The sequence below is a fragment of the Cupriavidus sp. 291-E7 genome (genome assembly GCF_057798835.1).
In genome coordinates this window covers 153,319-175,286 of the sequence record NZ_JBYOJV010000002.1, presented here as the reverse complement: position 1 = coordinate 175,286, position 21,968 = coordinate 153,319, and the positions used below count along the sequence as shown (strand labels likewise).

Genomic DNA, 21,968 nt, shown 5'->3' with positions numbered 1-21,968 from the left:
ATTCGGAAAAATGACAGGTCGTCAGGTCTTCGGCAGCGTGACCCCGTGCTGGCCCTGATACTTGCCGCCGCGGTCCGCATACGAGGTCTCGCAGACCTCGTCCGATTCGAAGAACAGCACCTGCGCGCAACCCTCGCCCGCGTAGATCTTGGCGGGCAGCGGCGTGGTGTTCGAGAACTCCAGCGTCACGTAGCCTTCCCATTCGGGTTCGAACGGCGTCACGTTGACGATGATGCCGCAACGGGCATAGGTGCTCTTGCCCAGGCAGATCGTCAACACGCTGCGCGGAATCCGGAAGTACTCCATCGTGCGGGCCAGCGCGAACGAGTTCGGCGGGATGATGCAGACATCGCCCTTGAAGTCCACGAACGACTTCTCGTCGAAATTCTTTGGATCGACGATCGTGCTGTTGATGTTCGTGAAGATCTTGAATTCGTTGGCGCACCGGATGTCGTAGCCGTAGCTGGACGTGCCATAGGAAACGATCTTGCGACCCTCCGACTCCCGTACCTGGCCGGGCTCGAACGGTTCGATCATGCCGTGCTGCTCCGCCATGCGGCGGATCCACTTGTCGGATTTGATGCTCATATAGAAGTGGCAGGATGGACGGACGGCTGGCCGGCCAAACCCGGCGCCGCTGGAATGGGGCGCATTGTACAACCATTCGCGGCGGGACCCGCTGCTGGGACGACTCCCCTTTGACCAAGGCGGCAAAGGGGAGCCAATCGGCGCTTACGAGGCTGCGATGACCCCACATGCGATGCGGCCGCCGGCGTTGCCGGTGGGCTGGGTACGGTAATCGTCCGGGTCCTTGTGGACGACTACCGCCCTGCCGATAACGCTGCTCGGGCCGGGTGCCACGGTGACGTCGGACATCAGGAACTGGGCACGGGCGTTGCCGGCCGAATCGGCCGTCAGGTTGTTCATGTCACCGGCATGGTGATCGGGCATCGATATCTGGCCATGCGGCTTTCCACCCGGATTGAAGTGGCCGCCCGCGCTCATCGCATCAGGCGCGGAGCAGTCGCCCTTCTCATGGATATGGAATCCGTGCGTGGTGCCCGGCGGCAGGCCGGTGACCGCCACCACCACCATCACGCCGCCCTGCTGCTGGTCGAACGTGACACGGCCGCCGGTATTGGTGCCGCTCTTGGCGGTCAACGGCGCCGCGGCACGCGTGGCACCGGGGGCTGCCATAGCGGCGGCGCTGGTCGGCGGCGCGGCCGAGGGGCTACCGCCCGGTTGCGCGCATCCCGCTGCCAGCACTGCGGCAGCACCCAGGGTCAATCCGAAAAGTACCCGCTTCATGCCGTTCCTCCTCTTCTTGCTTGTGAGCGCGATGAACGCGCGCGTGAACGCAACGCCTGCCGTGTGGATTGTAGGACAGTCGTCCGGCACGACAATGTCGGACGGCGTCCCATTTTTTGCGCGGCGGGCCGGGCCGTCAGGTGTTCTGGACGACGATGCTCGGGAACTTGTTGCTCATGTCGCGTGCCTTGTCGGCCACCTTGATGGCCACCTTACGCGCCATTTCGCGGTAGATCGCGGCAATCTGGCCGTCCGGCTCGGCTACCACGGTGGGCCGGCCCGAATCGGCCTGCTCGCGGATCGACAGGTTCAGCGGCAAGCTGCCCAGCACATCCACGTCGTAGTCCTTGCTCATTTTTTCAGCACCGCCGGAACCGAAAATATGTTCGGTATGGCCGCAGTTCGGGCAGCAGTAGACCGCCATGTTTTCGACGATGCCGAGGATCGGGATGCCGACCTTTTCGAACATCTTGAGGCCCTTGCGAGCGTCCAGCAGCGCGATGTCCTGGGGCGTGGTCACGATCACCGCACCGGTAACCGGCACCTTCTGGGACAGCGTCAGCTGGATGTCACCGGTACCCGGCGGCATGTCGACGATCAGGTAGTCCAGGTCGCTCCAGTTGGTCTGGCGCAGCAGTTGTTCCAGCGCCGAGGTCACCATCGGTCCGCGCCAGACCATCGGGTTGTCCTGCTCGATCAGGAAGCCGATCGAGTTGGCCTGCAGGCCGTGGCCCTGGAGCGGCATCATGGTCTGGCCGTCGGTCGACTCCGGGCGGCCGCTGATGCCAAGCATCATCGGCAGGCTGGGGCCATAAATATCGGCGTCGAGCATGCCCACGCGCGCGCCTTCGGCGGCCAACGCCAGCGCCAGGTTCACAGCCGTGGTGGACTTGCCGACGCCACCCTTGCCGGACGCCACGGCGATGACATTGCGCACGCCGGGCAGCAGCTTCACGCCGCGCTGCACCGCATGGGCCACGATCTTCATCGATACCGCCACGCTGACATTGGTCACGCCTTCGAGCTTGCGCACGGCATCGGTGACGAGGTTGCGGATCAGGTCGAACTGGCTCTTGCCCGGATATCCGAGTTCCACTTCCAGCGACACATTGCCGCCGTCGACCCGCACGTTGCGCGCCGAGCGCGTGGAGACGAGGTCCTTGCCTGTATTGGGATCGATAACGGTACGCAGGACTTCGGTTACCTGTTCAATGGTGAGGCTCAAGACAGACTCCGCTCTGGAAATAGGAATAGTGGGGATTAAGAGGCGCGTAATGCTAGCAAAAGAAGCCGCCAGGCACCGGACAGGGGCCAAGGTAGCAGGTCCGGCGCGCGGGTGGTACGGCAGCCTGATTTAACCTTTGGTTAAGTGTGGGATTACAGACATTTACATCTCTCACACTCTTCGGCTTGTGCGTCGGCCGCCATGTGCCTATTGTAGTGCGCCAGCCTCACTGGCACTGCGCTGGTGTGCGTCATCGGGCAGAATGCCTTGAGCGTTTTCATACGTATTGATGAAACTTGTCGCAGGATCGCCTCCGATGGACGGCAGGCGTTACCATGCGGCAGGTCGTTGACCAAACATTTACGGGTATACACAGAAGGAGAAAGCATGAACTTCAAGCTCGTCACCGTCTCGATCGTTGCGGCAGCAGCCTTGGCGGGGTGTGCCACTGAACAGCAGACCAACACCGCGGTGGGTACCGGGGTCGGCGCTGCGGTTGGCGCAGGGCTGGGCAATCTGATCGGCGGCAACACCACGGGCACGCTGGTCGGCGCGGCCGTGGGCGGCGCGCTGGGCGGCGCCACCGGTTACAACTGGAACGCCATCCGCGGCAAGCTGAACAAGGACACCGCCGGCACGGGCACGCAGATCACGGAACAGCCGGACGGTTCGCTGAAGGTCAATATCCCGAGCCAGGTGACGTTCGATACCGACAGCGCCACGATCAAGCCGTCGTTCCGCAACGTGCTGGACCAGGTTTCGCAGACGCTGACCCAGCATCAGGACGTGGCAGCCAATGTCGTGGGCCATACCGACAGCACCGGCAACCCGAGCTACAACATGCAGTTGTCGCAACGTCGCGCCCAGAGCGTGGCTGCTTACCTGGGTGACCACGGCGTGGCCCGCACCCGTCTGGCGGCCGAAGGCCGGGGGCAAACCCAGCCCGTCGCGGACAACGCCACCGAGGCTGGCCGGGCTCAAAATCGTCGCGTCGAAATTTTCTTGAAACCAATTTCGGGGTGACCAGTCATAGAGTTCAGGTACCGCTTGCCACCGTTGCTGGCTCGCGATGGGTGGCTGACCTCCCGGGCGGTACCTGATTTCTCCTCCTTTTCCGTTGTGGAAAGCTGCGCCGGTACCTAACCGGCGCTTTTTTTTGCCCTGTTCAGTTTGATGCGCACGTATCCCGCCCGATTTCGGCGGGATTGTGGTCCGATTGTGCCGCGTTGGCCGCCAATCCGAGCAATCTGGCGTAGCAGTTGCTAAAATAGCCGGTTCCTCCGTCCGGCAGCCGCCGCCGGACTTGCATTGACCCCCACTGAACGGCTCTTTCATGACCGCACGCCGCATTCTCGTTACCTCTGCCCTGCCGTACGCCAACGGCCAGATCCACATCGGCCACCTGGTGGAGTACATCCAGACCGACATCTGGGTGCGCTTCCAGCGCATGATGGGCAACGAGGTGTACTACGTCGGCGCCGACGACACCCACGGCACGCCGGTCATGCTGCGTGCGGAAAAAGAAGGCATCACGCCCAAGCAGCTGATCGACCGCGTCTGGACCGAGCACAAGCGCGACTTCGACAGCTTCCTGGTGTCCTTCGACAACTACTACAGCACCGACGCCGAAGAAAACCGCCAGCTCTGCGAGAAGATCTATCTGTCGCTGAAGGCGCAGGACCTGATCGCCGAGCGCGACGTCGAACAGTTCTTCGACCCGGTCAAGAACATGTTCCTGCCGGACCGCTTCATCAAGGGCGAGTGCCCCAAGTGCGGCGCCAAGGATCAATACGGCGATTCGTGTGAAGTTTGCGGCACCACCTACGTGCCGACCGACCTGAAGAATCCGTACTCGGTCGTATCGGGCGCCACGCCGGTGCGCAAGTCGTCGACGCACTTCTTCTTCAAGCTGTCCGATCCGCGCTGCGAGACGTTCCTGCGCGAATGGGTGGCCGATCTGGCGCAGCCCGAGGCCAGCAACAAGATGCAGGAATGGCTCGGCGCCGAAGGCGAGGCCTCGACGCTGTCCGACTGGGACATCTCGCGCGACGCGCCCTACTTCGGCTTCGAGATCCCCGGCGCCCCGGGCAAGTACTTCTACGTCTGGCTGGATGCCCCGATCGGCTACTACGCCAGCTTCAAGAACCTGGCGGCCAAGCGCGGCATCGACTTCGACGCCTGGGTGGGCCCGCATTCGACGGCCGAGCAGTACCACTTCATCGGCAAGGACATCCTGTACTTCCACACGCTGTTCTGGCCCGCGATGCTGAAGTTCTCCGGCTACCGCACGCCGACCAACGTGTTCGCGCACGGCTTCCTGACCGTGGACGGCGCCAAGATGAGCAAGTCGCGCGGCACGTTCATCACGGCGCAGAGCTACATCGACACCGGCATGAACCCGGAATGGCTGCGCTACTACTTTGCCGCCAAGCTCAATGCGAGCATGGAAGATCTGGACCTGAACCTGGACGACTTTGTCGCCCGCGTGAACAGCGACCTGATCGGCAAGTACGTGAACATCGCCAGCCGCGCGGCCGGCTTCCTGGTGAAGCGCTTCGACGGCAAGGTCAGTGAGGCTGCCCTGGCCAACCCGCTGCTGGTGCAGCTGCGCCAGGCCGCGCCGCAGGTGGCCGCGTTCTACGAAGGCCGCGAGTACAGCAAGGCGCTGCGCCTGGTGATGGAGCTGACCGATGCGGTGAACGCGTTCGTCGACACCAACAAGCCGTGGGAACTGGCCAAGGACGAAAGCAAGGTCGATGCACTGCACGCCGCCTGCTCGGTTTCGCTCGAAGCGTTCCGCCTGCTGACGGTCTTCCTGAAGCCGGTGGTGCCGAACATGGCCGCCGGTGTGGAGCGCTTCCTGAATGTGGAGCCGCTCGACTGGCGCGCGATCGACAAACAACTGTCGGCCGATCGTCCGGTCCAGGCCTACCAGCACCTGATGACGCGCGTGGACACCAAGCAGATCGACGCGCTGCTGGCCGCCAACAAGGAATCGCTGCTGGCTTCGGGCGCAGCTCCGGCTGCCGACGCCGCCGCATCCGCATCGATCGAGCCGATCGCCGATACGATCACGATCGACGATTTCGCAAAGATCGACCTGCGCGTGGCCAAGATCGTCGAATGCCAGAAGGTGGAAGGCTCGAACAAGCTGCTGCAACTGACGCTGGATCTGGGCGAAGGCAAGACACGCAATGTGTTCTCGGGCATCCAGTCGGCCTACACGCCCGAGCAACTGGTGGGCAAGCTGACCGTGGTGGTGGCCAACCTGGCGCCGCGCAAGATGAAGTTCGGCATGTCCGAAGGCATGGTGCTGGCCGCCTCGGCCGCGGATGAGAAGGCCAACCCCGGCCTGTACATCCTTGAGCCGCACAGCGGCGCCGTGCCGGGCATGCGGATTCGGTAAGACGCCCGCGGCGTCCCTGCTCCTTTCTCCCGTCCTCCGGGAGAAAGGAGAAACCCATCCTCAACCGCCCTGCTGCTTCGACGGATCGTCGCTGCGCGACGTCGTGGTGACCGTCCCGTCGTTGTTGAAATGCACGTTGAAGAAGGCCCGATCGGTCGGGCTTTCGAACCAGCGGTAGCCCCAGACCTCCTCCTGCTTGAGCCGGAACGCCTCCACCTTCGTCGGCTTGCCCAGCATCCGGCGGATCTGATCCTTGTTCATGCCGGGTCGCACCTTCTGGAAGTTCCCGGCGGTCAGCACCTGCTCGATCGACCGTACGGTGCCATCGGCATTGGTCACCACCATCCACGTAGTGGCGCCCTCCGGGCCACGCGGATACTCAAGCCGCCGGCCTCCGTCGGGTTCTTCCCAGACGATCTCCGGCTTGCCGGCCTGGCGCCGCACGTCGTCCTCGGTGGATTTGCCAATCTCGATGCCCTTGAACAGCTGACTGTCGGGCTTCACGCTGTTCCAGGTATCGGTGGCCACCGATTTCGCTTTCTTCATCGCTTCGTCGACCTTCTGCTGGTCGCAACCGAACAGGGCAAGCAGGCTGGCAATCAGTCCCATGACGGCAAGGCGTCTGCGCGACGCATGATTGAGTGGTTTCATCGCAAGCATCGGTTTCATCGTTTGATCGCTTCGACGGGGTCCCCAACGGGGGCGCTGGCGCCTTCCACGGCGGCATCGGCCGCGGCGCCGGAGCGCCGGTTCGAGTCGCCGGAGAACAGCGTACTCCAGTTGTTGAAGCGGCGGTTGAACAGCACGGACAGGCCGTTGATCGACCCGCCCTTGGCAATCAGCGACCAGCGGCGCGAGAACGCCCAGGTCAGCTTGACCACGTTCGACGCCGACGTCAGGCTCTGCTCGTAACCGACCGAAATCTGATCGGACACCGCCTTGCCGATGCTCACCACCTGCTGGTCATTCAGGCCGGCCGTGCTGGGTCCGATCGAGAATTCGTCGATGCCGAAGTGAGACACGACGCTCTTGCCCGCCTTGCCTCCGATCATGCCCAGCGCCGCCCCGCCTAGCGCGCCACCGCTCAACTGGCGCTGCTGACTCGAACCGGCGCTTTCGGCTCCGTAGCCGAACATCAGCCACGACAGCTTGTCTTCATCGGGCACGTTCGGCTCCGATACCAGCCGCACGCGCGGCAGACGCACCGTGCCCGTGACCTCGACGCCGGCTTCCACCTCCTGGTTGCGGCGCAGCGCGCGGATGTACATGTTCGGGTTATCGACCGGGCCGTTGAAGTTGATCGTGCCACGTTCGATGTCGAGCTTGCGCCCAAAAGCCTCGTAGGTGCCATCCACCACACGGACCGTGCCGGTCGCGCGCATCGGCGAAAGCGGCTCGCTCTTGATGCCGAGCTGGCCCGCCAGCAGGATGTCCGCACCGGCTCCACGGAAGCGGAAGTTGTCGCCCAGGTCGATCGTCACGTCGATCAGCGGACTGAAGCGGCTGGCCGGCTTGGCCTCCGGCACCACCGGCGTGGCGGCGGTCTTGAGTGCGCGCTCGTCCTTGCGGCGCACGACCACGACATCGTCGCCCAACACCGGCGCGCTGGCCTTGGGCAGGTCGAACAGCCCACGATCGACGCGGAATTTGCCGCGAATGGCGATCTGCTTGTTCTCATTGGCGATGCCCGCCTCGCCTGACACGATCAACGTGCGCTCGGGGCTGGCAAACAACTGCAGCTTGTCCGCCACGATCTTGCCGGTCAGGTTCGGATCGGTCTCGCCGAGCTTGACCGCGCCAGTGGCCGTCAGCGTGCCGTCACCGCCCCTGAAACGCACCTGCTTCAGTTCCACCGTGTTCTGGTCCAGCACCACGTGCACTTCGCCGTCGGTCAGCCGGATGCCCAGGTCATAGAGCGTGATGCCGATGTCGCTACCATCGATGGCGCCGGTCAGCAGCGGCTTGCCCACCGTGCCCGCCAACTGCAACGCGGCCGCCAGCTTGCCTTCCAGCGCGTATTGCGGCCCGGTCAGTGCCTCCAGCGACTTCAGCCTCGGTATGTCGGCGCTGATCGTGCCGCCGAGCGTCGACGCGGGCCCCACCGTCAGCAGGCCCTGCTCGCTGATCAGTCCCGCCGATGCATCGACGGCCACCTTGCCAATCCGTTGCGACGTGGACCCACCGCGCAGCGTCACGCGATTACCGCTGAAATCGGCGCGCAGCGCTGTCTCGCCAAGGCCGAGCGTGGTCCAGCCACGACCCGCGTTCACCGACGCATCGCCGCCGCGCCGCCGGATTTCGGCAAACCCGGTAGCAGTCTCCGCCAGGTTCAGGTTCCAGTTGGCATCGAGCACCAGATCGGAACGCACCGGCTGCGATTCGCCAGTGACCGTTTCCAGCAACTTGATGATGTTGGCCACTTCCACGCCATTGAAGTTGCCCTGCGTGCGGATGCGGCCACGATCGAATTCGAAACCATCGATTCGCATCGTCGCGCGCTCGAACTGCAATTGCGTCTGACCCAGCCGGATATGCTGATCGGCCACCAAAAGCTGCGTCGGCGCCACCAGCCTGACGCTGACAGCGCTGCGCTCTTCGAGCGTGCGGATCGTGCCCTCCCATCCCTTGGCACCACGCCACGCCCCTTGCCCCGACAGCGCCAGTTGCACCGGCCGGTCGTGCATCGAGCCAGCCGCCTTGGCATCGAACGTGTGGTTGCCCTGCGTGCCAGCCAGGGTTGCATCGAGCGTACGGATCGACGCCTGCGGGCCCTGATAATCGCGCGCGGCCAGTTGCGCGGACAGCGTGCCGTCCAGCCCGCCGCGCAGTTCCACATGGCCGCTGGCGCTGGCCACCTTGTGCGGCCCCACCACCAGCGATTGCGCGCTGTAGTCGCCCACCACTTCTGGCTTCTTCAGCGTGCCGGTGACCACGGCATCGACCTTGGCGCGGCCGCCCACGCCAAACTTCAGGCGATCCAGTTGTGGCGCGTCGATGTTGACCTTGAGACTGTCGCCGCGTGCGCCAAAGCTGCCATTCAGGTTCACCTGGTTGCCGGCCATCAGCAGCGATGCCTGGCTCGGCAGCAGCCGCTCGCCCTCCAGACGCACCTTGCCGTTGCCGGTCATCGGCAGGCCTGCATACTCGCTTTCGCCGAGCGCGAAGTCCAAGGCCACGCGCAGCACTTTCTCCAGCGAGCCTTTGGTTGAGAAGTCGGCATTGATGCGGCCCGGCGCCACCTTGGCCAGCCGCGCAGGATCGAAGTTGGCCAGCTTGCCCTTGAACTCGAACGCCTGCTCGTCCTTCAGGCCGAGCTTGCCGTCGGCGGTCAGCGTGCCGCCGCCAAGGCCCGCGCGCAGCGCCGTCAGCGTGACCGCGTCCTCGTCGATCCGCGCATCGGCAAACAGCTTGATTTCGCCGCCCGACACATCCAGCGCGACGCTCTGACGGCCCGGCTCCAGCCGAACGATCACCGGACCCGACAGGTTCGTGGCCACCATCCCCGTGTGCAACGCGGCGGCATCGAGACGGCGGACATCGAGATCGAAACCGCCGCGCCCCTCATGCAAGGTGCCCTGGCCGACGATCTCGGCACGGCCCGGCAGCGCGATACGCAGGTCGCGCAGCGTCTGCGTCATCTCGCTCAGTTCCACGCGCGTCTGCACGCTGTGCACCGGCAGCCGCTCCTTGTCGATCGGGCCGGGATCGAGGTTGCGCACCGAGACTTCGCCCGCAACGGCCAGCGGATTTCTGGCGGGTGCGGCAGGCGTGGGGACTGGCGCCGATGCCGACGCAGCCGAGGCGGCGGCCACTGCGCTAGCGGTCGACTCGCCGGGCTTGGGTTGCGCAACCTGGGGCGGCGGCGGCACCGATTCCACCGGGCGCAGCTCCGCGTGCACGGTCAGGTTGGCTTGCGGCGCGGTCGGGCTGAACAGACGCGGGTTGATGCGTTCGCCATCGACCATCAGGTGTGAAAAGGGCACCTTGCCGAACGGTGTCACGTCCGCGTTGCCACGCGCCCGAATGCGATCGCCATTGGCTTCCAGTTCCGCACGCAGGCTTTCCAGCGATCCGTTGGCCGTGGCGGAAACGGCGTACGCCTCGTCCTTCCAGCGGCCTTCCAGCAGCGCCTCGGCCGACAGCGGGAACGGCGTCTTGCCGCCGATCTGCGCATTGGCCTGCAGCTTGCCGTAGGGCGTGACGAGCTTGTCCACCACCACGCGGTGCCGCTGGCCATCGCTATGCAGCGCACCGGACAGGTCCGACAGCACCAGCGGGCTGGACGTCGTGGCCGGCCCCTGCAGCAGGGACAGTTCGGCAATCGTCAGCGTATCGACATCGACGGCAAGCGGCAGCTCCAGCGACTGCGGCATCTTTTCCGGCTCCGTGCTCGGCTCCGACGCCGGCAGCCGCGCATCGATCTTGCCAAGCCTGAGCCATTCCACATGCAGCCGCGCGGGCGACCACGTGATCTGCCATCTGGTGTCGATCCGGTCGATCGCCACGCGCGTATCGCCGCTGGCGAAGACCACGTCGTTCAGGCGCAGCCCGCTTGCCACGGTGCCGCCAGCGAACTGGCCGGCGAGCACGCCGGAGGACAACCGCGTGGCCACGTTCCAGAGCTGGCGCGTGCCGGCCTCCGTGCGTAGCGCCTGCACGGCCGTCACGACCACCGCGACCAGCAGCACCAGCACGATGGCGAAGGTCCATCCCAGCACCTTCCAGATACGGCGGCGAGGCTTACGAGGCTTGCGCGGCGAATCTCGATCTTCGCGCGGCACGGGCGGCATATCGGGCATGCTCATCAGAACGCCACCCCGAGCGAGATATGCGGACGGAACTGTTTCTGCTGGATGCCATAGCCGATATCGAGCTGCACCGGCCCTACCGGGCTGCGCCAGCGCGCGCCGACACCCACGCCGTGGTAAATCTTGATGCCGTCGAGGTTATTGGTGGCCGTACCCATATCCCAGAACACGGCCGCACCCCAGTCCGGTTTGAACCAGTACTGGTATTCGAGACTGCCCGTGCCGAGGTAGCGCGCCGGCAGCACGCTCTGGCCATTCGGTGTGCCGATCGACTGATAGCTGTAGCCGCGGATCGAATCGGTGCCGCCCGCGCGGAACCGCAGCGTCGCCGGAATCAGCGCCGGATCGTTCGAGGTCAGGTTCGCACCCAGCTCCAGCCGGGCGACGAACAAGTCCCGGTTGCCCACCGGCACGTACTGCCGAATGCGGCCGTACAGACGCAGGAACGTCGCGTCGCTGAGCACGTTCCGGGCGGCCACGCCGATCTGGGTGTTGATGACGTTGCCCCGGCGCGGGAACACGGGGTTGTCCACATCGCGGCGGGTCCATGCGAATGCCGGCACCAGCGCCTTCGAATACTGCGCGGGCTGGCCGTACGGCGTCAGCACGTCGTAGTAGAAATCGAGCGATACCGTGGTGTCGTACTTTTCGCGCGAACGCGAGCGCTTCAGGCCGGCGCGCCAGCTCTTCGTGTCGGTGCTCTCGACGTCGATCAGGCGCTCGTAGCTGGTATAGATGCTGTTCCGATAGGTGTGCGGGTCCGGCGGCATCGCCATTTCCACGAAACCGTACTGCCGCTTCTGTTCGATCCGTGCCTGCGAATCCAGCACCCAGGCGCGGTTGAACAGGTTGTAGTAGGAATAGCGGCCTTCCACCTGGGCGCCGGTATCGGTGGTGTAACCAACACCGGAACTGAGCCGGTGCGTGGGATATTCGCGCACCTTGACGCGCACTGGCGTCGTCACGGTCTGCTGCTGCGCCGCGGCCTCCTCCGAGGTGGCGGCTGGCGGCGTCTGCAGCTCCACCTGCACGTTTGAGAAGTAGGGCTGGTTCTGGATCGCGCGCTGAAATTCCAGCAGCCGCTCCACCCGATAAGGCTCACCCTCGTTCAGCGGATTGACGTTGCGGATGATCTGCGGCGGATAGCGGCGCGTGCCCTCGATCTCAAGCGGACCCAGCACATAGGCCGGCCCGCTTTCGTATTTGGCGGTCAGGTCGGCCGCCTGCTCGTCCGGTTCGATGCGTGCCTGCGACGACGCCAGCTTTGCGCCGTAATAACTCTTGCTCTGCAGCTGTACCAGCGCGTCTTCCTTGGCTTTGTCCCAATCGGCCTGGCGGAAAGGGTTGCCCACGGGCAGCCCCCACTTCTTGCGCATCTCGGCCACCTGCTCGGGCGACTGGGTGGCCGCGGGGCCGCTCACGTCAACATCGGCGCGCCGGATCAGCGTGCGCGCGCCGGGATCGACCGTGATATGGACCACGCGAGAATCGCCCTCGCCTTCGACGGTGGCCTTGGTGACGGGGTCGAACCAGCCCTCGGTGGATGCGAACTGGCGCACCTGGTCGCCCACGGTCTCCACCATGTACTGGAACTGGTCTTCGGAAATATCGGTGCGCGTGTTGTAGCGCGCCAGGTCGAGATGTTCCTCAAGGATGTCCTTGAGTGCCTTGGGCGCGTCGATCTCCACCTTGTAGACCGCCTTGGCCGCGCTGGCGGGTGCCGGCAGGGCAGCCAGCAGGATCAGCAGCAGGAACAGGGCGGCCAGCGTTGCCGCGTGCGCGAACCGGCGGGCACCGCCCTGGATGCGATGCGCCGGTGCTGCGGCGGTCGGGCCGGCCATGCGGCTCACATCAATCGTCATCCGTCCTTGTGGCTCTCGGAACAAGTCGCTATTTGACCACACCACCGGCGCCGCAAGGCCATCCGGCAGCCAAAATTCAGGATTCGGCAGCGCCGGGCGGCGGTAGCGCGCGCCGATACGGTAAAATCCTGCCCCGTTACCCCTTACACCGCCCCTGAGGGCACAGGTTTCGCTATGGCCATGTACGAATCGGATATCACCCAGTTCCTGAAGACTCTGAAGCAGGAGCGCCCGTCGCTGGAGACGGAACAGCGTGAAGGCCGCGGCCTGCTGTGGGACAAGGCCCCGATCGACCTGGACGAGAGCGCCCGCGCCGACGCCTCGCGCGTGGCCCAGAAGCCGTACGTTTACTCGTCCGACAACTGATCGGTCATCCGGCCAAGTCAGTTCCAGACCCGTCCCCGATGCATCCGAGCGATCCGCTGGACACCGGCGCGCAGGAAAAGCTGACCCTGCCCGTCGAGCTGCCCAGCGTGCCCCAGCCTGGCGCCGGCAGCGCCAATCCCGCCGACATGGTCGACGGCATGGCCTTCGCCCGCCTGTACGGCGAGCCGCTGTTCAAGCTGCCGCAGGACCTGTACATCCCGCCCGATGCACTCGAAATCTTCCTCGAAGCGTTCGAAGGCCCGCTCGATCTGCTGCTGTACCTGATCCGCAAGCAGAACTTCAACGTCCTGGACATTCCGATGGCCCAGGTGACCCGCCAGTATCTTTCGTACGTCGACCAGATCCGCCAGCGCAATCTGGAACTCGCTGCCGAGTACCTGCTGATGGCCGCGATGCTTATCGAGATCAAGTCGCGGATGTTGTTGCCGGTCAAGAAGGCCGACAGCGACGAAGAAGCCGAAGACCCGCGTGCCGAACTGGTACGTCGCCTGCTCGAATACGAGCAGATGAAACTGGCCGCCCAGCGCCTGGACACCGTGCCGCAGCTGGGCCGCGATTTCCTGCGCTCGCAGGTCTATATCGAGCAGAGCATGGCACCGCGTTTCCCGGACGTGGAAACGATCGACCTGCAATCGGCCTGGGCCGACGTGCTCAAGCGTGCCAAGCTCAACCAGCACCACAAGATCTCCCGCGAGGAACTCTCCGTGCGGGAACACATGAGCCAGATCCTGCGCCGCCTGCAGCACGCCCGGTTCATGGAATTCAGCGAGCTGTTCGAAGACGCGATCCGTTCTGGCAAGGGCGTGCCCGTGGTGGTGGTGAACTTCATCGCCATGCTCGAGCTGTCGCGCGAAGCGCTGGTTGAAATCACCCAGGCAGAGCCATTCGCACCGATTTATGTGCGATTGGCGTACACGCCGGCCTGATCCTTCCACCTCGCGGAACGATTCCCGGCGCGCGCCGGGCCTGAACCGGCACGGATGCTCTACAATCCGCCGACAGCCGGCCAATGTCTTCCCCCTAGAGTCCGGTACGCCAGCTGCCAGCCAGCGGCACGCTCCAACCACGACGGCACACCACATTCATGAAAGTCATTTCTTCCATCCAGGCGTTGCGGGACCAGTTGCGCGGCCAGAATCGCGTGGCCTTTGTCCCCACTATGGGAAACCTGCATGAAGGCCACCTGTCGCTGATGCGGCTGGCGCGCCAGCATGGCGACCCGGTGGTGGCGTCGATCTTCGTCAATCGACTGCAGTTCGGCCCGAACGAGGATTTCGACAAGTACCCGCGCACGCTGCAGGACGATATCGAGAAACTGCAGAGTGAAGGCGTGTACGTGCTGTTTGCCCCGACCGAGTCGGACATGTATCCCGTGCCGCAGGAATATCGCGTGGACCCGCCGCACGACCTGGGTGACATCCTCGAAGGCGAGTTCCGCCCGGGCTTCTTCAAGGGCGTCTGCACCGTGGTCATGAAGCTGTTCTGCTGCGTGCAGCCGCGCGTGGCCGTGTTCGGCAAGAAGGATTACCAGCAGCTGATGATCGTGCGCCGCATGGCCCAGCAGTTCGCACTGCCCGTCGATATCATCCCGGCCGAAACCGTGCGAGCCGAGGACGGCCTGGCGCTGTCGTCGCGCAATCGCTATCTCGCCGAGGCGGAGCGCAAGGAAGCGCCGATCCTCTACAAGACGCTGCACGAGGTGCGAGACTCCGTGCTGGCCAATGGCAACGTGGATCTGCTGAAGGTCGAGGCCGATGCGCTGGGCCGATTGCAGGCGCGGGGCTGGAAGCCCGACTATGTATCGATCCGCAAGCGCGACAACCTCCAGGCGCCCACGCGCGAGGAATTCGCCGCTGGCGAGCCGCTGGTGGTGCTGTCGGCCGCCAAGCTCGGCAATACCCGCCTGATCGACAACCTCGAAATCTGAGCATCCCCCTTGCCGCCTCCCCTCGCCCGCCACGCGGGAGAGGGGTTGGGGCAGAGGGCCGGGCGGTACAAATTCAGACTGTCGCGTCTGGAAATACCTGCCCCGCCCCGTCTCGTATCACGCCCGCTTCAGCCGCGCCCGCTCCCGCTCCAGGTGCCGCTTGTGGCCGCTGCGGCGCTTCCACCAGATCAGCACACCGGTCACCGCGAACGCCAGCGGCATCAGGCCGAACGCCGTGATAAACACGCGGCCGTAGGTACCGAACGCCTCGCCGGTATGAAGCGGAAACAGCCAGAGGATGAACGCATCGCCAGACTGGGCGTCGCGCGGATCGCGCGCGCCGAGCGGACGGCCGGTATAGGCATCGAGCCAGAGCCGCGTGGCGCCGCTGCCTTCCTGCAGCTCACCCTCCTGACGCAAACGGATCTCATAGGCATCGCCCGGCTTGCGTGGCAGGCTGATACGGGTGACCTGCGCACCGGGAAACTGCTGCTGCGCCGCCGTCATGGCCTGGGCAGGCGTGATGGCGTGGGCGCCGGCCGGCGGCGTGTCGGACTGGTGCTTGGCCGGCGGGCTGACGGTCATGACCGTGCTGATGATCGGCGTCACCCACTTCGGCAGGTTCAGGTACCAGCCCGAAAACGCGATGGTGGCCAGCACCGGCGCCACGAAAATCCCGCCTGCGCGATGGAACGTATAGACGAAGCGCGACCATGATCCGCCGTGCGTGATGCGGATCGACTGCTTCCACGCGCGCAGCCGCATCTTGGGCCACCACAGGGCCACGCCCATCAGCACCGTGAAGAACAGCACCATCCCGGTGATGCCGATGATGGTCTTGCCCGTGTCGCCCGACCACAGATAGCGGTGCAGGTGGAACAGCGTGGGCATGATCTGCTGGCGCGACATCCCTGGCACGCCAAACAGGCGCTCGCCCTTCACGGCCAGCGTGATCGGATCGATCATGACCTGGCGCGAGCGGCCGGGCGCGGCCTGGTCGCCCTTGATCGGGTAGTAGGCGATGAACACGTCATGCTCGTCGATTGGCAGCATGAGCAGGTTGGGCTTGCCGTAGTTCGGATCTACCATCAGTTTGGCCGTCACCGATTCCACCGTGGCCGCGCCCACCGGGATGCGGGTGGCCGACACACTGACCAGCAGGTCTGGATTCAGCCACTTGTCGATGTCATCGCGCCATGAAATCAGTGTGCCGGTCAGGCCCATCATGATGAACAGCAAGCCAAAGACCAGGCCGATATAGAGATGCAGTTTGACTAGAACGGTGCGGATACGACCGGAGACCATGTGAGTCTTTCTTATAGAGGATGTGGCACTTGCCGCATGCTTCAGGGGCACTCGGCATCGCATCTGTGCGGCAACGCGCAAATGCAAATGCGAGGAATTCGCAATTCTAGCAGCGTGAAGTTAAGATCGGAGACGCACCCATCCAATCCCCTCGTCTGGTGCCCCCTGCCATGCCTTTGATTGAACTGGTTCCCGCCTCGCCGGGCGATGCCGACCTGCTTGCCGCCATGCATGCGGACAGCTGGCGCCATGCCTATGCCGGACTGATTCCCGCCGAATACCTGGACACCCACGCACCGGCCGAACGGCTGACCACCTGGCGCGCGCGCATGCTTGAAGGCGCCGAGGCGCCGCTGGAAGCCATGATCCTGCGCGTCAACGGGCAGCCGGCCGGCTTTGCATGCCTGATGCCGTTGGCCGAACCCGGCTACGGCATCTACCTGGACAACCTTCATGTGATGCAGGAATACCACGGCCGTGGCTACGGCAAGACGCTGATGGCGTACTGCGCCACGCGCGTGGCCAGCCAGTGGCCGGGGAAGCCGCTATTTCTGTACGTGCTGGACGGAAATTCGCAGGCGCGCGAGTTTTACCGGCGCCTGGGCGGCACGGAATCGGACAGCTTCAACGACCCGTTTCCGGGCACCGACCTGATGGTGGCCGTGCGGCGCATCACCTGGGAAGACGTCGATGCGCTGGTCAGCCGGCTGGCGCCGGGTCCTTAGGTCCGTGGCTGGCATGCCGGCCGTCAAGCCAGTGCAGGATCGGCTGCCATTGCTCCCAGTCGCGCGCCACGCGTGACGGCGCCACATCCCACAGCGTCAGGCCGTGAGCGGCCAGCTGGACGTAGTTCTGCGTATCGCGCAGGTAGCCCAGCACAGGTAGCCCCAGGCCCTCTACGAAACGTTGCAGTTGTTCGGCGGCGCGCGTGCGCATGTCCACGCGCATGCCGATCACCCCGACGGTGACCTCGCCGTGCCGCACTTGCTTGTCGTCAGCCAGGTTCGCCAGAAAGTCCTGCGTGGCCAGGATGTCGAACATCGACGGTTGCAGCGGCACCACCACGCGGTGCGCCAGCTTCATGACCTCGGCGTGACGCTTGCCGTGCAGGCCGGCTGGCGTGTCGAGCACCACGTGCGTGGTGCCCTTTGGCGGACGGGCAATGTTGCCGGCGTCGATATCCCAGGTGCGGATCGGCGCGGCGGAAGCCGGGCGCAGGCCCAGCCACGCGCGCGACGACTGCTGGCGGTCGGTGTCGCCGAGCATCACGGCATGGCCGCGGCTGGCGAAATATCCGGCCAGGTTGGTGGCCAGCGTGGTCTTGCCCACGCCGCCCTTGGGGTTGGCGATCACGACTACCGGCATGAAAGTGCTCCGATATCCAGCGGATGGTCGATTCTAGCGAACCTCCAGCGGCGCGAACATCGCCCTGAGGTCCAGGTGCTCCGCCATGCTGCCGGCCAGCCGGTCGATCGACGCCTCTCGCAGCGCGTCGAGGTCCACCCCGTTGGCCTGGGCGAGTCCGGCCCAGCGCAGCAGCGCGCCGCAGGCCGCGGGCTGGTCGAACAGGCCATGCACGTAGGTGGCCAGCACCTGGTTGTCATCCGATACGGCACCATCGGGGCGCTGGCCGCTGCCGTTGTCGGCGAGCCACAGCGCCGGACGCGCGAGCGCCGGCCCTTGTGTGACACCAAGGTGGATCTCGTAACCCTCGACAGTCGCGCCGTCGGCCGCCCCATTGGCCGCCAGTTGCCCGGTCACGCGCCGCAGCTGTTTCTCGGGTGCCAGCGTGGTTTCGAAATCGAGCAGGCCCAGCCCCTCGCTGGTCCCGGCCGGTCCTTCCCGGCCGTCGGGATCATGAATGCATCGCCCCAGCATCTGCATACCGCCGCAGATACCCATCAGCTTGCCGCCATAGCGCAGATGCCGCAGCAGCGCGCGGTCCCAGCCATTGGCGCGCAGGAACGCCAGATCGGCACGCACGCTCTTGCTGCCCGGCAAGATCACGAGGTCCGCGGGCGGTATCGGCATGCCCGGGCCGATGAACTGCAGATCGACGTCCGGATGCGCGCGCAGCGCATCGAAATCGGTGTGGTTCGAAATCCGCGGCAGCACCGGTACGATCACGCGCAGCGCCTCACCTTCGCGGCTGGCTACCTGCGCGCTCGCGATGGCATCCTCGGCATCGAGATGAAGGCCGTGCAGGTAGGGCAGCACGCCAAACACCGGCTTGCCGGTGCGTTCGGTCAGCCAGTCCAGCCCCGGTTGCAGCAGCGCGATATCACCGCGAAACCGGTTGATGATGAAACCTTTTATGCGTGCACGCTCGCTTTCGGACAGGCAGTCGAGCGTGCCGACCAGATGCGCGAACACACCGCCGCGATCGATATCGGCCACCAGCACGACAGGACAATCGACCCGCTCGGCAAAACCCATGTTCGCAATATCGCGGTCCCGCAGGTTCACTTCGGCGGGGCTGCCCGCGCCTTCCACCAGCACCACGCCGTACGCCTGTTTGAGGCGGTCGTGGCTTTCCAGCACGGCGGCCATCGCCTGCGGCTTGTAGGCGTGATAGGCGCGCGCATCGAGGTCCATGCGCGCGCGGCCGTGGATGATGACCTGCGCGCCAATATCGCTGCTGGGCTTGAGCAGCACGGGATTCATGTCCGTGTGGGGCTGCAGCCCGGCCGCCTGGGCCTGCAGCGCCTGCGCGCGTCCGATTTCGCCACCGTCGACGGTGACCGCGCTGTTCAGCGCCATGTTCTGCGGCTTGAACGGTGCCACCGGCACGCCAGCGCGAGCCAGCACGCGGCACAGGCCGGCCACCACGGTGCTCTTGCCCGCATCGGAGGTGGTGCCCTGGACCATCAGGGTGCCGCGCAGGGCACGCGCCGCAAACGGAAAGGGTGGGGGATCGTTTCGCATCGCGCGATTATCGCAGCAGGTACCGCACGGGCGGCGCCGTTCTGCAAAAACCATGCATGCGGGCACCGGATGCCACGGCTACAATACGCCGGATGAAGACCCACGCCACGCCTCGGGCGCTCAATCTCTCGGCCACCTCCGAGCCGGCTTCGGCAGGCGCGGCCACGGACGCCGATCCGGCGACCGAGACCACCGCGCAACCGCAGGCCAGCACAGCCGTGCCGCGCGAGCTGACACTGGTGCTTGGCGGCGCGCGCTCGGGCAAGAGCCATTTCGCCGAACAACTGGCCAGCGATCACGCCGCCCTGACGCGCGGCCCGGTCACCTACATCGCCACGGCGCGCCACGATGCCGAGCCCGCCGACGAGGAAATGGAAGTCCGCATCGCGCTGCATCGGGCCCGCCGTCCGGCGGACTGGGCGCTGGTGGAAGAGCCGGTTCACCTGGCCGACGCCCTTTACGCGCACGCCCGCCATGATGGCTGCATCCTGGTGGACTGCGTGACGCTGTGGCTCAACAACCTGATCTTCGGCGAACATCGCAGCTACCCCGAGCACGGCGTCATCACGCCGCCGCCCGCCTTTACCGAGGAAATCGATGCACTGATGACCGCGCTGCCGATGTTGCCGGGCCAAGTCATCCTTGTGTCGAATGAAATCGGCTTCGGCGTGGTGCCGATGGGTGCCATCACACGGTTCTACGTCGACGAACTCGGCCGCCTGAATCAGAAGCTGGCCGCCGCCGCAGACCGCGTGCGGCTCCTGGTAGCCGGCATCCCGGTGGCGATCAAGGACCCGTCCCCTCCCCGACCGAACCACACGCGATGATCATGTTGTCCTGGCCGGCCTGCGTGGCGGCAGCACTTGCCGGCGTGCTGCTGGACCGCTGGCTTGGCGAGCCGCGCCGCTGGCATCCGCTGGTCGGGTTCGGCCGCATCGCCTCGGCCGTGGCCAACGCCCTCAATCGTCCCGAACGCGATGCACGCCGCCAGCGCCTGGCGGGTCTGCTGGCGTGGTCGGTCGCCGTGCTCGGACCTGCCGCCCTGGCGGCGTGGCTGGTCACCCTGGCCGGCGCGGTGCATCCGGCGCTGGCCTGGGCGATGCATGCGGCGGCGCTCTACTTCGCGCTGGGCGCGTGCAGCCTGACCCAACATATCGCGCCGATTGCCGACGCGCTGGCGCGCAACGACCTGCCCGCCGCTCGCACGCTGACCGCCCGCATCGTTTCGCGTGACACGGCCGATGCCGATGCCGAGGCCCTGGCACGCGCCGCCTGCGAATCGGCACTCGAAAACGGCAACGATGCGATCTTCGGCGCGCTGTTCTGGTTTCTGATCGGCGGCGCGCCAGCCGTGATCGTATTCAGGCTGGCCAATACGCTTGACGCGATGTGGGGCTACCGCACGCCGCGCTGGGAAATGTTCGGCTGGGCGGCGGCGCGCATCGACGATGTGCTCAACCTTGTGCCGGCACGGCTCACCGCCCTCTCCTATGCGCTGCTCGGCGCTACCGCCCAGGCGCTGCGCTGCTGGCGGATGCAGGCCGCCGCGTGGTCGAGCCCGAATGCTGGCCCCGTGATGGCGGCTGGCGCCGGCGCGGTTGGTGTGGCACTTGGGGGCGGCGCGCGCTACCACGGCGAATGGGAAGAACGCCCGCCGCTGGGCACGGGCGACGCGCCGCGCGCCGCGCACGTGCGAGCCTGCTTGCGGCTCGTGCAACGAACATTGTGGCTGTGGCTCGGCGTGGCAATGCTGAGCGTGCCGCTGGTTTCGATGGCGTCGTTGGTGTGGCCGGCATGAGCGACGTCGCACCGATCCGGCATGGCGGCAACCTGCTGGCCGCCGTGAGGCGCTATGAGCGCCCGGTGGAAGACTGGCTCGACCTGTCGACCGGCATCAATCCCGCGGGCTATCCCGTGCCGGCGCTACCCGCGGATGTTTGGCAGCGGCTACCGCAGGACGACGACGGCCTGGCGGAAATCGCCGCGCGCGCCTATGGCGCACCGCACGCGCTGCCGGTAGCCGGATCGCAGGCCGCCATCCGCACGCTGCCCACATTGCTGCAACCGGGGCGCGTGGGCATTGCCGCGCTCGGTTACAGCGAATATGCGCCTGCGTTCGCGCTCGCGGGTCATACGGTCGTGCCACTCGATGAGGCGGACTTCTCGCGCGACGACCTGCCCGATGGCCTCGATCACCTTGTCGTGGTCAATCCGAACAATCCAACGGCGCGGCTGATTCCAGCCGAGACGCTGCTGCGCTGGCACGCGCGGCTGAGCACGCTGATCGTCGACGAAGCATTCATCGACGCCACCGCCGCCCCATCGCTGGCCGCGCATGCCGGGCGCCCAGGGCTGGTGGTGCTGCGTTCGATCGGCAAGTTCTACGGGCTGGCGGGTATCCGCTGCGGTTTCGTGCTGGCCGCACCCGCTCTGCTGGATACCCTGTCACACCGGCTGGGCCACTGGACCGTATCCGGACCCGCGCGTGCCGTGGCCCGGCACGCCCTCTGCGATACGGCCTGGCAGGCACGGACAAGAGAATCGCTGACCCGGCAAGGCCAGCGCCTGGCAACGCTGCTGCGCGATCACGGCCTGCCGTCCGTCTCGCAACCGCTGTTCAGCTGGATACCGGACAAGCGCGCGCCAGCGCTGCATGAAGCGCTGGCGCGGCAAGGCATCTGGACGCGGTTGTTCGAAGCCGCTGGCGCCTGTCCGGCCAGCCTGCGCCTTGGCCTGCCTCCCGACGACGAAACGGCGTGGCAGCGGCTCGATGCGGCCCTGGCGGCCGCACTGAAAACCATCCTCTCCTGAATCC

The 21,968-nt window shown here is 65.7% G+C and carries 18 protein-coding genes; 9 read left to right on the top strand and 9 right to left on the bottom strand.

All coding sequences use genetic code 11. From position 1 onward, the window contains the following. Positions 1-21: 21 nt before the first annotated feature. The 3 genes from dcd to apbC all read right to left on the bottom strand — a co-directional run bounded on the left by dcd (position 22) and on the right by apbC (position 2,533). Complete coding sequence (gene dcd / locus AC3FLX_RS03720) at positions 22-588, bottom strand: dCTP deaminase (RefSeq protein WP_488693987.1); 567 nt, start codon at positions 586-588, stop codon at positions 22-24. Between the two features lie 144 nt (positions 589-732). After that, entirely contained in the window at positions 733-1,308 is a 576-nt protein-coding gene (locus AC3FLX_RS03715; RefSeq protein WP_488693985.1) for a superoxide dismutase family protein, read from the bottom strand. 136 nt (positions 1,309-1,444) lie between these two features. Beyond that, positions 1,445-2,533 (bottom strand): iron-sulfur cluster carrier protein ApbC, encoded by a 1,089-nt coding sequence (gene apbC, locus AC3FLX_RS03710; RefSeq protein WP_488693983.1) that lies wholly within the window; start codon positions 2,531-2,533, stop codon positions 1,445-1,447. A gap of 387 nt (positions 2,534-2,920) precedes the next feature. On the opposite strand from apbC, the gene AC3FLX_RS03705 reads away from it, so the two are divergent. Both AC3FLX_RS03705 and metG read left to right on the top strand, forming a co-directional pair. Beyond that, a complete protein-coding gene (locus AC3FLX_RS03705) occupies positions 2,921-3,556 on the top strand; it encodes a YiaD family glycine zipper/OmpA-like lipoprotein (protein WP_488693981.1) in 636 nt (211 codons plus the stop codon). A 310-nt stretch (positions 3,557-3,866) separates the two neighbouring features. After that, a complete protein-coding gene (gene metG, locus AC3FLX_RS03700; protein ID WP_488693979.1) occupies positions 3,867-5,939 on the top strand; it encodes a methionine--tRNA ligase in 2,073 nt (690 codons plus the stop codon). Between the two features lie 60 nt (positions 5,940-5,999). Here metG and bamE read toward each other — a convergent pair whose 3' ends face one another. The 3 genes from bamE to AC3FLX_RS03685 are packed head-to-tail and all read right to left on the bottom strand — an operon-like array spanning position 6,000 to position 12,588. Further along, positions 6,000-6,548 (bottom strand): outer membrane protein assembly factor BamE domain-containing protein, encoded by a 549-nt coding sequence (bamE, locus tag AC3FLX_RS03695; protein WP_488694700.1) that lies wholly within the window; start codon positions 6,546-6,548, stop codon positions 6,000-6,002. Between the two features lie 56 nt (positions 6,549-6,604). Further along, a complete protein-coding gene (locus tag AC3FLX_RS03690; protein ID WP_488693977.1) occupies positions 6,605-10,744 on the bottom strand; it encodes a translocation/assembly module TamB domain-containing protein in 4,140 nt (1,379 codons plus the stop codon). Then, the gene (locus tag AC3FLX_RS03685; RefSeq protein ID WP_488693975.1) at positions 10,744-12,588 is read right to left on the bottom strand and encodes an autotransporter assembly complex protein TamA; all 1,845 of its coding nucleotides are present in this window, start codon (positions 12,586-12,588) and stop codon (positions 10,744-10,746) included. Before AC3FLX_RS03685 ends, AC3FLX_RS03690 begins: the two co-directional genes overlap by 1 nt. 195 nt (positions 12,589-12,783) lie before the next feature. On the opposite strand from AC3FLX_RS03685, the gene AC3FLX_RS03680 reads away from it, so the two are divergent. The 3 genes from AC3FLX_RS03680 (at position 12,784) to panC (ending at position 14,923) form a co-directional block, all read left to right on the top strand. After that, entirely contained in the window at positions 12,784-12,975 is a 192-nt protein-coding gene (locus AC3FLX_RS03680) for a DUF3460 family protein (protein WP_488693973.1), read from the top strand. A gap of 38 nt (positions 12,976-13,013) precedes the next feature. Continuing rightward, the gene (locus AC3FLX_RS03675; protein ID WP_488693972.1) at positions 13,014-13,922 is read left to right on the top strand and encodes a segregation and condensation protein A; all 909 of its coding nucleotides are present in this window, start codon (positions 13,014-13,016) and stop codon (positions 13,920-13,922) included. A gap of 158 nt (positions 13,923-14,080) precedes the next feature. Continuing rightward, entirely contained in the window at positions 14,081-14,923 is an 843-nt protein-coding gene (gene panC / locus AC3FLX_RS03670; protein ID WP_488693970.1) for a pantoate--beta-alanine ligase, read from the top strand. 117 nt (positions 14,924-15,040) lie between these two features. Here the strand turns inward: panC and AC3FLX_RS03665 are convergent, their stop codons facing one another. Then, positions 15,041-16,228, bottom strand: a complete 1,188-nt coding sequence (locus AC3FLX_RS03665; RefSeq protein ID WP_488693968.1) for a PepSY-associated TM helix domain-containing protein — start codon at positions 16,226-16,228, stop codon at positions 15,041-15,043. A gap of 170 nt (positions 16,229-16,398) precedes the next feature. On the opposite strand from AC3FLX_RS03665, the gene AC3FLX_RS03660 reads away from it, so the two are divergent. Further along, positions 16,399-16,953: a GNAT family N-acetyltransferase gene (locus AC3FLX_RS03660; protein ID WP_488693966.1), complete on the top strand. Its 555-nt coding sequence runs from the start codon at positions 16,399-16,401 to the stop codon at positions 16,951-16,953. Here AC3FLX_RS03660 and AC3FLX_RS03655 read toward each other — a convergent pair. Then, positions 16,928-17,593 (bottom strand): nucleotide-binding protein, encoded by a 666-nt coding sequence (locus AC3FLX_RS03655; protein ID WP_488693964.1) that lies wholly within the window; start codon positions 17,591-17,593, stop codon positions 16,928-16,930. The genes AC3FLX_RS03660 and AC3FLX_RS03655 overlap by 26 nt on opposite strands. A gap of 33 nt (positions 17,594-17,626) precedes the next feature. Then, positions 17,627-19,096, bottom strand: coding sequence for a cobyric acid synthase (locus AC3FLX_RS03650; RefSeq protein ID WP_488694698.1), 1,470 nt, complete (start codon positions 19,094-19,096; stop codon positions 17,627-17,629). 275 nt (positions 19,097-19,371) lie between these two features. On the opposite strand from AC3FLX_RS03650, the gene cobU reads away from it, so the two are divergent. Genes cobU through cobD form a run of 3 tightly spaced genes read left to right on the top strand, consistent with a single transcriptional unit; the run spans position 19,372 to position 21,964 of the window. Beyond that, positions 19,372-19,980, top strand: coding sequence for a bifunctional adenosylcobinamide kinase/adenosylcobinamide-phosphate guanylyltransferase (gene cobU, locus AC3FLX_RS03645; protein WP_488694696.1), 609 nt, complete (start codon positions 19,372-19,374; stop codon positions 19,978-19,980). Beyond that, positions 19,977-20,951, top strand: a complete 975-nt coding sequence (gene cbiB / locus AC3FLX_RS03640) for an adenosylcobinamide-phosphate synthase CbiB (protein ID WP_488693962.1) — start codon at positions 19,977-19,979, stop codon at positions 20,949-20,951. The genes cobU and cbiB overlap by 4 nt, the downstream gene beginning before the upstream one ends. Beyond that, positions 20,948-21,964: a threonine-phosphate decarboxylase CobD gene (cobD, locus tag AC3FLX_RS03635; RefSeq protein ID WP_488693961.1), complete on the top strand. Its 1,017-nt coding sequence runs from the start codon at positions 20,948-20,950 to the stop codon at positions 21,962-21,964. Before cbiB ends, cobD begins: the two co-directional genes overlap by 4 nt. Positions 21,965-21,968 lie beyond the last annotated feature (4 nt).

Bases quoted from the DNA above. Each gene is read 5' to 3' on its own strand.
- dcd (WP_488693987.1), bottom strand. From the start codon at position 588: ATGAGCATCAAATCCGACAAGTGGATCCGCCGCATGGCGGAGCAGCAC.
- AC3FLX_RS03715 (WP_488693985.1), bottom strand. From the start codon at position 1,308: ATGAAGCGGGTACTTTTCGGATTGACCCTGGGTGCTGCCGCAGTGCTG.
- AC3FLX_RS03705 (WP_488693981.1), top strand. From the start codon at position 2,921: ATGAACTTCAAGCTCGTCACCGTCTCGATCGTTGCGGCAGCAGCCTTG.
- metG (WP_488693979.1), top strand. From the start codon at position 3,867: ATGACCGCACGCCGCATTCTCGTTACCTCTGCCCTGCCGTACGCCAAC.
- bamE (WP_488694700.1), bottom strand. From the start codon at position 6,548: ATGGGACTGATTGCCAGCCTGCTTGCCCTGTTCGGTTGCGACCAGCAG.
- AC3FLX_RS03690 (WP_488693977.1), bottom strand. From the start codon at position 10,744: ATGAGCATGCCCGATATGCCGCCCGTGCCGCGCGAAGATCGAGATTCG.
- AC3FLX_RS03685 (WP_488693975.1), bottom strand. From the start codon at position 12,588: ATGGCCGGCCCGACCGCCGCAGCACCGGCGCATCGCATCCAGGGCGGT.
- AC3FLX_RS03680 (WP_488693973.1), top strand. From the start codon at position 12,784: ATGGCCATGTACGAATCGGATATCACCCAGTTCCTGAAGACTCTGAAG.
- AC3FLX_RS03675 (WP_488693972.1), top strand. From the start codon at position 13,014: ATGCATCCGAGCGATCCGCTGGACACCGGCGCGCAGGAAAAGCTGACC.
- panC (WP_488693970.1), top strand. From the start codon at position 14,081: ATGAAAGTCATTTCTTCCATCCAGGCGTTGCGGGACCAGTTGCGCGGC.
- AC3FLX_RS03665 (WP_488693968.1), bottom strand. From the start codon at position 16,228: ATGGTCTCCGGTCGTATCCGCACCGTTCTAGTCAAACTGCATCTCTAT.
- AC3FLX_RS03660 (WP_488693966.1), top strand. From the start codon at position 16,399: ATGCCTTTGATTGAACTGGTTCCCGCCTCGCCGGGCGATGCCGACCTG.
- AC3FLX_RS03655 (WP_488693964.1), bottom strand. From the start codon at position 17,593: ATGCCGGTAGTCGTGATCGCCAACCCCAAGGGCGGCGTGGGCAAGACC.
- AC3FLX_RS03650 (WP_488694698.1), bottom strand. From the start codon at position 19,096: ATGGTCCAGGGCACCACCTCCGATGCGGGCAAGAGCACCGTGGTGGCC.
- cbiB (WP_488693962.1), top strand. From the start codon at position 19,977: ATGATCATGTTGTCCTGGCCGGCCTGCGTGGCGGCAGCACTTGCCGGC.
- cobD (WP_488693961.1), top strand. From the start codon at position 20,948: ATGAGCGACGTCGCACCGATCCGGCATGGCGGCAACCTGCTGGCCGCC.